The following is a 10,850-nucleotide window of genomic DNA, read 5'->3' on the forward strand; positions in this document are numbered from 1 at the left end:
CGGGGTCGCCGCCTCCGACTCTCTCGACGACCAGTCCGACCAAAGGTGGAATCCCATGTCCGTATCCGTCGCCGTGGCGGGAGCCTCCGGCTACGCGGGTGGTGAGCTCCTGCGCGTGCTCTCCGCCCACCCCGAGTTCGAGGTCAGGACGGTGACGGCGTTCTCGAACGCCGGACAGCCCCTGATCGCGACCCAGCCGCACCTCCGTTCGCTGTCGCACCTGACCTTGGCGGAGACGACGGCCGAGACGCTGCGCGGGCACGACGTGGTGTTCCTGGCGCTGCCGCACGGGCAGTCGGGTGCGATCACCGCGGAACTCGGCGACGACGCGCTCGTCATCGACTGCGGCGCGGACCACCGTCTGACGGACCCGGCGGCGTGGGAGCGGTTCTACGGCGGTGACTACTTCGGCGCGTGGACCTACGGTCTGCCCGAGCTCCTGCTCGCGGCACCCGCCCCGGGTTCGGCCGATGAATGGCGCGAGGTCGACGACATCGCGTCGCAGGGCAAGCAGCGTTCCGCCCTGGTCGGCACGAAGCGCATCGCGGTACCCGGCTGCAACGTCACCGCGGTGACGCTCGGCATCCAGCCGGGCATCCAGGCCGGCCTCGTCGAGTCCGACGACCTCGTCGCGGTGCTCAGCGTCGGCCCGAGCGGTGCAGGCAAGAAGCTCAGCACCACCTACCTGGCCTCCGAGATCATGGGGTCCGCCAGCGCGTACGCCGTCGGCGGTTCGCACCGGCACGTCCCCGAGATCCAGCAGAACCTGCAGGTCGCGGGAGCCTCCGACGTGACGATCTCGTTCACGCCGGTCCTGGTCCCGATGTCGCGGGGGATCCTGGCGACCACCACCGCGAAGCTCTCGCCAGGCGTCAGCGCACGCGACGTCCGGCTCGCCTGGGAACAGGCGTACGCCGACGAGCCCTTCGTCCACCTGCTGCCCGAGGGCGAGTTCCCCCGGGTCGCGGACACGATCGGTGCGAACACCGCGCTCGTCGGCATCGCCGTCGACGAGGCCGCCGGCCGCGTCGTCGCGGTGACCGCGCTCGACAACCTCGCCAAGGGCACGGCGGGCGCCGCCGTCCAGTCGGCGAACATCGCCCTCGGTCTCCCCGAGACCACGGGCCTCAGCGTGGACGGAGTCGCACCGTGACCGACGCAGGCACGACCACCCAGACCGAGCCGGGCCTCCAGGGCGTCACCGCGGCAGCGGGCTTCCGCGCCGCCGGTGTCACCGCCGGCCTGAAGACGAGCGGCAAGCCGGACGTGGCCCTCGTCGTCAACGACGGCCCCGACGCGGCCGTGGCCGCCGTCTTCACCAGCAACCGAGCCCAGGCCCACCCCGTCATCTGGTCCCGCCAGGTCGTCGGTGACGGCGTCGCCCGTGCCGTCGTCCTGAACTCCGGCGGCGCGAACTGCTTCACCGGCCCGTTCGGCTTCCAGACGACGCACCTGACGGCCGAAGCCGTGGGCGACGCCCTCGGGATCGGAGCCGGCGACGTCGTCGTCTGCTCCACCGGGCTCATCGGTGTGGGCGACCAGAGCTTCCGCGACAACGTGCTCCGTGGCGTCGACCTGGCGCGTGCGGCACTCAGCGACGACGGCGGTCCCGATGCGGCGACCGCGATCATGACGACGGACACGAAGGCCAAGCAGTCCGTCGTGACCGAGGACGGTTGGACCGTCGGCGGCATGGCCAAGGGCGCTGGGATGCTCGCCCCGGGTCTCGCGACGATGCTCGTCGTCATCACGACCGACGCCGTGCAGACGCCGGACCAGCTCGACCAGGCGCTCCGCGCCGCCACCCGCATCACGTTCGACCGGGTCGACTCCGACGGGTGCATGTCCACGAACGACACCGTCGTCCTGCTGTCGTCGGGTGCGAGCGGCGTGACGCCCGAGGTCGGTGACTTCCAGGAGGCCCTGACCGCGGTCTGTGCCGACCTGGCCCGCCAGCTGCAGCAGGACGCCGAGGGCGCGAGCCACGACATCGCGATCGAGGTCGTGCACGCCGCGACCGAGGAAGACGCCGTGACCGTCGGTCGGAGCGTCGCCAGGAACAACCTGTTCAAGGCGGCCGTCTTCGGCAACGACCCGAACTGGGGACGGGTGCTCGCAGCGATCGGCACCACCGACGCCGAGTTCGACCCGTACGCGGTGGACGTCAGCATGAACGGCGTCCGGGTCTGCCACGCGGGCGCACCCGACGAGCCGAGCGACTCCGTCGACCTGACCCCGCGTGACACCCACGTGCGCATCGACCTCGGTGTCGGCACGCACTCGGCCACGATCCTGACCAACGACCTCACGCACGACTACGTGCACGAGAACAGCGCGTACTCCAGCTGATGGCGGCCGACACGAACGGGGCCGGCACGCCCCTCACGAAGGAAGAAGAACACGAGTTCGCCGCGGTGAAGGCCGCGACGCTCATCGAGTCGCTGCCCTGGCTCAAGCGCTTCTCGGGCAAGGTCGTCGTGGTCAAGTTCGGCGGCAACGCCATGGTGAACGAGGACCTGAAGCGCGCCTTCGCCGAGGACATGGTCTACCTGCGCTACGCCGGCCTGCACCCGGTCGTCGTGCACGGCGGGGGTCCGCAGATCTCCGCCGCCCTCAAGGAACAGGGCATCGAGTCCGAGTTCCGCGGCGGCTACCGCGTCACGACGACCGAGGCGATCACGGTCGTCCGCGACGTCCTGGCCGGCGAGGTCAACCGCGAGATCGTCGACTTGGTGAACGAACACGGCGAGGGCCTGGCCGTCGGCGTGTTCGGCGACGGCGGCTCGTTGTTCACCGGCGAGAAGAAGGGCGTCGTCGTCGACGGGCAGGAGTACGACCTCGGCCACGTCGGGGACATCACCCACGTCGACCCGTCCGGCGTGCTCGCCGCGATCGAGGCCGGCCGGATCCCGGTCGTCTCGAGCATCGCGATCGACGACGCGCACCCCGACCAGGCACTCAACGTGAACGCGGACGCTGCGGCGGGTGCCCTGGCGATCGCGCTCCGGGCCTCGAAGCTCATGATGCTCACCGACGTCCCCGGGCTGTACCGCAACTGGCCCGACCGTGACTCGATCGTCGACCTCATCGCGGTCGACGAGCTCCGCGAGCTCCTGCCGAGCCTCGAGTCAGGGATGATCCCCAAGATGACCGCGTGCCTCGACGCCGTGGTCGGCGGGGTCGGCGGTGCGACGATCATCGACGGCCGGATCCCGCACTCGATCCTGCTCGAGGTCTTCACCCTGCGGGGTGCGGGCACCGAGGTGATCCCGGACCCGAGCCGACGAACCGAGAACCAGATGACCCACGCCGAGATCGGCCGTCGCGTGGCGTCGCCGTCGATCGACAGCAGTACCGGCCAGCACGTGGCGGGTACGGACGAGAAGGGACACCAGCAGTGAGCACCGAGACGCAGACCGAGACCTGGAACGACCGGTTCGGGGCGTCGCTCATGCGATCCCTGACCCCGCCGAAGATCATGCTCGAGCGTGGCCAGGGATGCCGCGTCTGGGACGTCGAGGGCAACGAGTACCTCGACTTCCTCGCCGGCATCGCGGTGAACTCGCTCGGCCACGCGCACCCCGCCCTCGTCGAGGCGATCGCCGACCAGGCCGCGAAGCTCGTGCACGTGTCGAACTACTTCGCCACCCCGCCGCAGCTCGAACTCGCCGAGCGCCTCAAGCGCATCACCGGCGCGGGCGACGCGGGCCGCGTGTACTTCGGCAACTCCGGCGCCGAAGCGAACGAGGCCGCGTTCAAGCTGGCCCGCCTCAACAAGGGTGCAGACGGCACCAAGACCCGGATCCTCGCGCTCAAGCAGGGCTTCCACGGCCGCACCATGGGCGCGCTCGCGCTCACCGGCAAACCCGCGCTGCAGCAGGACTTCCTGCCGATGATCCCGGGTGTCGAGCACATCGACACCTCGATCGAGGCGCTCGAAGCGTCGATCGACGACTCCGTCGCCGCCCTGATCCTCGAACCCATCAAGGGCGAGGCCGGCGTGGTCGACCTGCCAGAGGGCTTCCTGCTGGCGGCACGCCGACTGACCGCGGAGCACGGCGCACTGCTGATCCTCGACGAGATCCAGACGGGTGTCGGCCGGACGGGCAACTGGTTCGCGTTCCAGGGCCACGGTGTGACGCCGGACGCCATCACCGTCGCCAAGGGCATCGCCGGTGGTTTCCCCATCGGCGCCCTCGTCACGTTCGGCTGGGCGTCCGACCTGTTCTCGGCCGGGCAGCACGGTTCGACCTTCGGCGGCAACCCGCTCGGCACCCGAGTCGCCAACGCGGTGCTCGAGGAGATCGAGCGCGCCGACCTCGTCGCCGGCGCAGTGGTCAAGGGTGAGCGGATCCGTGACGGCATCCGCGCCATCGGTTCCCCGCTGGTGGAAGAGGTCCGTGGCACCGGCCTGCTCATCGGCGTCGGTCTGACCGGTCCGATCGGTCCGGCCGTCAACGCAGCCGCCCTCGAGCGTGGCCTCATCATCAACGCCCCCAACGAGTCGAGCCTGCGCATCGCGCCGCCGCTCATCGTGTCCGACGCCGAGATCGACGAGTTCCTGTCGATCCTCGCCCAGAGCCTCGCGGCCGTCGCCGCAGCGCAGGAGCCCACCGCATGACCCGCCACTTCCTCCGCGACGACGACCTGAGCCAGGTCGAGCAGTCCGCGATCCTCGACATCGCCGACCGCATGAAGGCCGACCGCTGGGCGGAGAAGCCGCTGGCCGGTCCGCAGAGCGTCGCGGTGATCTTCGACAAGTCGTCGACCCGTACCCGGGTGTCCTTCCACGTCGGCATCTCCGACCTCGGCGGTAGCCCGCTGATCATCTCGACGGCGAACAGCCAGCTCGGCGGCAAGGAGACCCCGTCGGACACCGCCCGCGTGCTCGAGCGCATGGTGTCGGCGATCGTGTGGCGCACCTACGGTCAGGCCGGGCTCGAGGAGATGGCCGCGGGCACGACGGTCCCCGTCGTCAACGCGCTGTCCGACGACTTCCACCCCTGCCAGCTCCTCGCCGACCTGCTCACCATCCGTGAGCACCGCGGCGCTCTCGCCGGGCAGACCGTGGCGTTCATCGGCGACGGTGCGAGCAACATGGCGCAGTCGTACCTGCTCGCGGGGGCGACGGCGGGCATGCACGTCCGCGTCGCCGCCCCCGCCGAGTTCTCCCCTTCGGCGCAGGTCGTCACCGACGCCGAGGAACGCGCCGCCGTGACGGGCGGATCCGTCCTCGTGGTGACCGACCCGGTGGCCGCGGTCGCGGGTGCCGACGTGGTCGTCACCGACACCTGGGTGTCGATGGGCAAGGAGTCCGAGAAGCAGTCGCGTCTCGACACCTTCGCGGGGTACCGCGTCGACGACGCGCTCATGGCGCACGCCGCCGACGACGCCGTCTTCATGCACTGCCTGCCGGCCGACCGTGGGTTCGAAGTGACCGCCGACGTCATCGACGGCCCGCGCAGCATCATCTGGGACGAGGCGGAGAACCGTCTGCACGCCCAGAAGGCGCTGCTGGCCTGGCTGCTCGCCAACGACTAGCCGACGGACCGAACACCAGTGGCTGACCGCGTCGTCCTCGCGTACTCCGGCGGTCTCGACACCTCCGTCGGGATCGGCTGGCTGCGCGACGCCACCGGCAAGGACGTCGTCGCACTCGTGGTCGACGTCGGCCAGGGCGGAGAGGACCTCGAGGCGGTCCGGCAGCGTGCGCTCGACTGCGGCGCCGTCGAGTCACTCGTCGTCGACGCCAAGGACGAGTTCGCCGACGAGTACATCGTGCCGGCGCTCCGGGCCAACGCGCTCTACCAGAAGCGGTACCCGCTCGTCTCGGCACTGAGCCGCCCGCTCATCGCGAAGCACCTCGCGCTGACGGCGAAGCAACTCGGTGCCGACAGTGTTGCGCACGGCTCCACCGGCAAGGGCAACGACCAGGTCCGCTTCGAGGCAGCAGTCGCGGCGATCGCACCGGACCTGCGGACCGTCGCCCCGGTGCGGGACCTCGCGCTGACCCGCGACCGCGCCATCGCGTACGCGCAGGAGCACCGGCTGCCGATCCAGCACTCGGAACGGGAGCCGTGGTCGGTCGACCAGAACGTGTGGGGCCGAGCCGTCGAGACCGGGCTCCTCGAGGACCCGTGGAACGCCCCCGCCGCCGACCTCTACGCGGCCACGCAGGACCCGGCGCTCCCGCAGCAGGCCGACGAGGTCACGATCACCTTCGACCGCGGTGTCCCGGTCGCCCTCGACGGGCAGCGGTTCAGCGTGCTGCGCATGGTGCAGGAGCTCAACGCCGTCGCCGGCAAGCACGGGGTCGGGCGCATCGACGTCGTCGAGGACCGGGTCGTCGGCATCAAGTCGCGCGAGGTCTACGAGGCGCCGGCAGCGATCGCGCTCATCGCCGCGCACGAGGAGCTCGAGAGCCTCACCCTCGAGCGCGACGTCGCCCGGTTCAAACGTGGCGTTGAGTCCGAGTGGGCCGACCTGGTCTACGACGGACTGTGGTTCGGCGGACTCAAGCGCAGCCTCGACGCCTTCGTCGAGCACACCCAGCAGCACGTCTCCGGCGACGTCCGGTTGCGGCTGCAGGGCGGGCGTGCCACCGTGACGGGCCGCCGGTCGGAGCAGAGCCTCTACGACTTCGACCTGGCGACGTCGGACACCGGTGACGCGTTCGACCAGTCCGTGTCCAGGGGGTTCATCGAGCTCTGGTCACTGCCCAGCAAGATCTCCGCCCGCCGCGACGCGGCGAACTGACCGACAGCCGCAGCGCACCGACCAACGGCCCGCGGCCCCAGCCCCCGGCCAGCCCAGTACCGACGAAACGACGCAGGACGACATGACCGACGAGAAGACCGACGCCACCAACACCGGCGCCCTCTGGGGCGGCCGCTTCGCCGACGGCCCGAGTGCGGCCCTCGCCGCGCTCTCGAAGTCGACGCACTTCGACTGGCAGCTCGCGCCCTACGACATCGCGGGGTCACGTGCTCATGCCCGAGCGCTGCACACCGCGGGCTACCTGACCGCCGACGAGCTCGAACGCATGCTCGCCGGCCTCGACCGGCTCGAAGCGGCGCACGCCGACGGCGCACTGCAGCCCGACGACTCCGACGAGGACGTGCACGGCGCTCTCGAACGCCTGCTCATCGCCGACCTCGGTCCCGAGCTCGGCGGCAAGCTCCGCGCGGGTCGCAGCCGCAACGACCAGATCGCCACCCTCGGTCGCATGCACATGCTCGACCACGGGCGGCGCATCGGCCGGCTCGTGATCGACCTCGTCGACGCGATCACCCAGCAGGCCACCGAGCACCCGGCCGCGATCATGCCGGGGCGCACGCACCTGCAGCACGCACAGCCCGTGCTCCTGGCCCACCACCTGCTCGCGCACGCCTGGCCGCTCGTCCGCGACCTCGAGCGCCTCCGCGACTGGGCCGGCCGCGCGAGCGTCAGCCCGTACGGTGCCGGTGCGCTGGCGGGCAGTTCCCTCGGCCTCGACCCCGCCGCGATCGCCGCGGAGCTCGGCTTCGACCGTCCGGCGGACAACTCGATCGACGCCACGGCAGCTCGTGACGTCGTCGCCGAGTTCGCGTTCGTCCTCGCGCAGATCGGCATCGACGTCTCGCGCCTGTCCGAGGAGATCATCCTCTGGAACACGAAGGAGTTCGGCTTCGTCCGGCTCCACGACGCGTTCTCGACCGGCTCGAGCATCATGCCGCAGAAGAAGAACCCGGACATCGCCGAGCTCGCACGAGGCAAGTCGGGGCGCCTGATCGGCAACCTGACCGGGCTCCTCGCGACCCTCAAGGGACTGCCGCTGGCGTACAACCGCGACCTGCAGGAGGACAAGGAGCCGGTCTTCGACTCCGTCGCCACGCTCGAGGTCCTGTTGCCCGCGTTCACCGGCATGATCGCGACCCTGACCTTCGACACCGACCGGATGGCCGAGCTCGCGCCGCAGGGCTTCTCGCTCGCGACGGACGTCGCCGAGTGGCTGGTTCGTCAGGGCGTCCCGTTCCGGGATGCGCACGAGGTCTCCGGCGCGCTCGTCCGGTACTGCGAGGAGCGCGGCATCGAACTCGACGAGCCGACCGACGACGAGTACCGGTCGGTGTCCGAGCACCTCACGCCCGACGTCCGTTCCGTCCTGACCATCGAGGGCAGCGTCGCATCGCGGTCCGGAGTCGGTGGCACCGCACCCGACCGGGTCGCCGAGCAGCTCGCGTCCGTCACCCGCCGCGTCCGCGACCTGGCCGAGGGCGCGCCCTTCTCGCGATGAGCCGTGGGATCGCCGCGCTGCTCGCCGAGCCCGCCCCGATCATCGCGCCGGCCCTGCTCGGTGCGACGATCGCAGGGCGTGGCGTGGCGCTCCGCATCACCGAGGTCGAGGCCTACTCCGGCCCCACCGACCCCGGATCCCACGGTCACCGGGGGATGACGGAGCGCAACCGCCACCTCTTCGGTCCGCCCGGCACGCTGTACGCCTACCGCTCGTACGGCATCCACACCTGCGTCAATGTGGTGAGCGGGCCGACCGGCACCTCGTCGGGCTCCCTGCTGCGCGGTGCGCAGGTCGTCGAGGGCCTGGACGTCGCGCGAGCGCGTCGCGGTTCGAAGGTCGCGGACGTCGCGTTGGCACGCGGGCCCGGCAACCTCGGTGGTGCGCTCGGAGCGGTCCTCGGGCAGGACGACGGCACGTCACTCCTCGACGGGTCCGGTCCGTTCGTGCTCACCCTGGCCCCCGGCCTGGAGGCCCGGCTCGCCTCCGCCGGACCGGCCCACGTGATCGACGAGCTCCTGTCCGAGACCCTGGCCGGTCCGCCCGCGGGCGCTGCGGTCCCACGGATCTCCCGAGGCCCGCGCACCGGCGTCGGCGGCATCGCCGGCGGGGTGCGGTACCCCTGGCGCTTCTGGCTGACGGGTGACCCCACGGTCTCGACGTACCGACGGCACAAGGGCGCGCTGGACTCGTGAACCCGGCCACGGGCCTCCCGGCTGCCGCGCCTGCCGGACGTCCGTCGCCGCTACGATGGGGGGGTGTCCAGTGATACCGCTCAAGACGTCCTGACGCGCCAGCAGAACGACCCGGCCTTCGACTCGGTGTGGGACGAACTGCAGTGGCGCGGTCTGGTGCAGGTCTCGACCGACGAGACCGCGCTGAAAGAGGCCCTCGACGGTGAGCCGATCACGTACTACTGCGGCTTCGACCCGACGGCGCCGTCGCTGCACTGCGGCAACCTCCTGCAGCTCCTGACCATGCGGCGACTGCAGCTCGCCGGGCACAAGCCGCTCGCGTTGGTGGGTGGGTCGACCGGTCTGATCGGCGATCCCCGTCCCACGGCCGAGAGAACACTGAACACGCCGGAGACCGTGGCGGAGTGGGTGTCCCGGCTGCAGGCACAGGTGTCCCGGTTCCTCAGTCCGGACGGCGACAACGGCGTCCGCCTGGTGAACAACCTCGACTGGACCGCCCCGTTGTCCGCGATCGACTTCCTGCGAGACGTCGGCAAGTACTTCCGGGTCAACTCGATGCTCAAGAAGGACGCGGTGGCCGCGCGGCTGAACTCCGATGCGGGGATCAGCTACACCGAGTTCAGCTACCAGATCCTGCAGGGGCTCGACTACCGCGAACTCTGGCGGCAGTACGGGTGCACGCTGCAGACCGGCGGCTCGGACCAGTGGGGCAACCTGACCTCCGGTACGGAGCTCATCCGTCGTGCCGAAGGTGCCACGGTGCACGCACTCGGGACCCCGCTCATCGCGAACTCCGACGGCACGAAGTTCGGCAAGAGCGAGGGCAACGCGATCTGGCTCGATGCCGAGATGACCTCGCCCTACGCGCTGTACCAGTTCTGGCTCAACACGGCGGACGCCGACGTGATCGCCCGACTGCGGGAGTTCACGTTCCTGACGCGGGCCGAGATCGAGCGGCTCGCGCAGGCCGTCGCCGACGAACCCTTCCGGCGAGAGGCCCAGCGGACCCTGGCGTTCGAGGTCACCTCGCTCGTGCACGGGGTGGCGGCGACACGGGCAGCGATCGACGCCGCAGCGGCGCTGTTCGGCAACGGTGACCTCGGTGCCCTGGACGCGGAGACCCTGCGATCGGCGATCGCCGAGCTGCCCGGATCCGTGACACTCGAGCGCGGAGCGGACGTCGCGCGTGCACTGGTGGAGACCGAGCTCGTGAAGTCCCTCGGTGAAGCCCGCCGCGCGATCGACCAGGGCGGTGTCTACGTGAACAACGTCCGGGCCGAAGACCCGGCCGCCCCGCTGTCCGACCTCGCCCTGCCCGGGGGAGTGCTCGTGCTGCGTCGTGGCAAGAAGACCCTCGCCGGCGTGACGCTCGCCTGACCCCGTTGCCTGACCCCCTGCGATGCCCGGTTCCCCTGTGGAACCGGGCATCGCTGCGTCCGGGCGACGTGTGTTGTACAAAGCGACACGCCCGGGATGGGAGCTGGCTTGGCGCACTCGCTCAGGGCTGCGTATAGTTCTTACTCGTCACCCCAAAGGTGCGGCGGAGCGGCTGGAGCGAAAGCCCAGAGCACGTCGGCCCTCAAGCGGGACCATCCTCCACTGAAGTTCAGATCGGGCCTTGCGCCGGATCGCTTCGACGCCTAGGATGACAAGCCCACCGGTTCTCTCCCCTCGGGATGAGCCACTGGACCTCCGGGTCCGACGAACAACCGGTGGCAAGCCAAGAACACAAGCCTTGTGGCTGAAGCTCGAACTCGAGCCGAGGAGCAAGTGCGTCTGGTCCTTGAGAACTCAACAGCGTGCACATTGTCAATGCCAATTTATTGATTGACCTCGTGCCTGGTCGGTTTGCCGATCGGGTCATGAAGCAATTCCTTTTG

General features: G+C 70.4%; 9 protein-coding genes. All 9 read left to right on the forward strand.

All coding sequences use genetic code 11. The features are described 5' to 3' along the window. The first annotated feature begins 55 nt into the window (after positions 1 to 55). Positions 56 to 1,153, forward strand: coding sequence for an N-acetyl-gamma-glutamyl-phosphate reductase (locus DEJ27_RS15045; RefSeq protein ID WP_110862356.1), 1,098 nt, complete (start codon positions 56 to 58; stop codon positions 1,151 to 1,153). Continuing rightward, positions 1,150 to 2,349: a bifunctional glutamate N-acetyltransferase/amino-acid acetyltransferase ArgJ gene (argJ, locus tag DEJ27_RS15050; RefSeq protein ID WP_111091316.1), complete on the forward strand. Its 1,200-nt coding sequence runs from the start codon at positions 1,150 to 1,152 to the stop codon at positions 2,347 to 2,349. Before DEJ27_RS15045 ends, argJ begins: the two co-directional genes overlap by 4 nt. Continuing rightward, a complete protein-coding gene (gene argB, locus DEJ27_RS15055) occupies positions 2,349 to 3,401 on the forward strand; it encodes an acetylglutamate kinase (RefSeq protein ID WP_071405141.1) in 1,053 nt (350 codons plus the stop codon). Before argJ ends, argB begins: the two co-directional genes overlap by 1 nt. After that, positions 3,398 to 4,621, forward strand: a complete 1,224-nt coding sequence (locus DEJ27_RS15060; protein WP_027466545.1) for an acetylornithine transaminase — start codon at positions 3,398 to 3,400, stop codon at positions 4,619 to 4,621. Before argB ends, DEJ27_RS15060 begins: the two co-directional genes overlap by 4 nt. Further along, positions 4,618 to 5,541 (forward strand): ornithine carbamoyltransferase, encoded by a 924-nt coding sequence (gene argF / locus DEJ27_RS15065; protein WP_110862354.1) that lies wholly within the window; start codon positions 4,618 to 4,620, stop codon positions 5,539 to 5,541. Before DEJ27_RS15060 ends, argF begins: the two co-directional genes overlap by 4 nt. Before the next feature lie 18 nt (positions 5,542 to 5,559). Beyond that, positions 5,560 to 6,756, forward strand: a complete 1,197-nt coding sequence (locus DEJ27_RS15070) for an argininosuccinate synthase (RefSeq protein ID WP_110862353.1) — start codon at positions 5,560 to 5,562, stop codon at positions 6,754 to 6,756. 82 nt (positions 6,757 to 6,838) lie between these two features. After that, complete coding sequence (gene argH, locus DEJ27_RS15075; RefSeq protein ID WP_110862352.1) at positions 6,839 to 8,275, forward strand: argininosuccinate lyase; 1,437 nt, start codon at positions 6,839 to 6,841, stop codon at positions 8,273 to 8,275. Beyond that, positions 8,272 to 8,970: a DNA-3-methyladenine glycosylase gene (locus DEJ27_RS15080; RefSeq protein WP_110862351.1), complete on the forward strand. Its 699-nt coding sequence runs from the start codon at positions 8,272 to 8,274 to the stop codon at positions 8,968 to 8,970. Before argH ends, DEJ27_RS15080 begins: the two co-directional genes overlap by 4 nt. A 63-nt stretch (positions 8,971 to 9,033) precedes the next feature. Beyond that, positions 9,034 to 10,347 carry a tyrosine--tRNA ligase gene (gene tyrS, locus DEJ27_RS15085; protein ID WP_258370372.1) on the forward strand — a complete coding sequence of 438 codons (1,314 nt, stop codon included), beginning with the start codon at positions 9,034 to 9,036 and terminating at the stop codon, positions 10,345 to 10,347. Positions 10,348 to 10,850 lie beyond the last annotated feature (503 nt).

The organism is Curtobacterium sp. MCPF17_018, assembly GCF_003234135.1.
Taxonomy (GTDB): domain Bacteria; phylum Actinomycetota; class Actinomycetes; order Actinomycetales; family Microbacteriaceae; genus Curtobacterium; species Curtobacterium flaccumfaciens.